Origin of the sequence: Mesorhizobium sp. M0478 (assembly GCF_040321305.1) — a bacterium.
Taxonomy (GTDB): Bacteria; Pseudomonadota; Alphaproteobacteria; order Rhizobiales; family Rhizobiaceae; genus Mesorhizobium.
This window is the reverse complement of record NZ_JAMYRH010000041.1, coordinates 1-1,329: the sequence shown is the minus strand read 5'-3', so window position 1 is coordinate 1,329 and position 1,329 is coordinate 1. Positions and strand designations below refer to the sequence as shown.

The 1,329-nt window shown below is 63.6% G+C and carries 1 protein-coding gene; it reads left to right on the top strand.

All coding sequences use genetic code 11. The annotated features are described in order from the left end of the window. Positions 1-78 precede the first annotated feature (78 nt). Entirely contained in the window at positions 79-1,269 is a 1,191-nt protein-coding gene (locus NKI64_RS32090) for an integrase core domain-containing protein (protein WP_023826017.1), read from the top strand. The last annotated feature ends 60 nt before the right edge of the window (positions 1,270-1,329 follow it).

Sequence of the window (1,329 nt, the reverse complement as noted above, 5' to 3'; positions counted from 1 at the left end):
TGTCCGAACCGGATAGATAGGTAACAGAATGGACCGATAGCATGGGTGACAGTTTTCTTGTCCGCCGGAGGACCGGCGATGGTTTGGCGAGAGACTGGCATCATGGACGAGCGGCTACGGTTTGTTGTGGAGTGTCTTTCTGGGGATGAGACGATGGTTGCGCTTTGTGCGGCCTACGGGATCTCACGCAAGAACGGCTACAAATGGCTAGGACGCTATCGGACGTTTGGGCCTGAGGGTTTGCACGACCTGCCGCGAGCCCCGCTCAATCATGGCCGGGCGACAGCTCAGGATCTGGTTGAGCGGATTGTGGCGGCCAAGGAGCTGCATCCGCTTTGGGGTCCAAAGAAGATCGTGGCACGGCTCAGGCGCACGGCTCCCGAGTTCATGTGGCCTTCAGCCTCGACGGTCGGCGCGATCCTTGCGCGGCATGGGCTTGTCCGCGCCCGCAAGCGACCCCGCCTGCGGGCCTGCGGCAATGGACCCTGGCCACAGCCGCAAGAACCGAACGCGGTGTGGACTGGCGATCACAAGGGCTGGTTCCGGACCCGCGACGGCTGGCGTTGCGAACCCTTGACGGTGATGGATGCGTCGAGCCGCTATCTTCTGGCGCTCGAAGCGACGGGGTCGACGGCCGATAGCGAAGCCTGGCCGGTGTTCGAACGGCTGTTTGAAGAGCATGGCCTGCCGGATCGCTTCAGAAGCGACAATGGCCCGCCCTTCGCATCGGCCGGCGTCACCGGGCTGACGCCGCTTGTCGTGCGCTTCATCAAGCTCGGCATCACCTTGGAGCGGATCGCACCCGGCAGGCCACAGCAGAACGGACGTCACGAGCGCTTTCACCTGACCATGCTGCCGATGGCCGAGGCACCGGAAGCCGACCGAACGGCACAGGGCCAGGCCTTCGAGACCTTCCGCCACAGCTACAATGAGGAACGTCCCCATGAGGCGCTGGGCATGGATACGCCCGCCCAGCACTACCGGTCCTCACAGCGCGCCATGCCCAGGACACCACCCGAGCCCGTCTATCCGGCCGAGGCCTCGGTCCGCCGCGTGCGCCACAATGGCGAGATCCGATGGAATGGCGGCTTCATATATGTCTCGCAAGCGCTGGCGGGCGAACCGGTCGCTGCGTTGGAGACCGAAGACGGACAATGGACACTCTCATTCCATGCCCACCCGCTCGGCATCATCGACACACGGCACATGAAGCTTGTCCGCCGCAGCGCCGCGCCAACCAATCCGCTTGGCGCTGCGGCGGACGCATAGGGGGAGAGAAGTGTCACCTATGTATCCGGTTCAAAGTGTTACCCATCTATCGGCTGGACA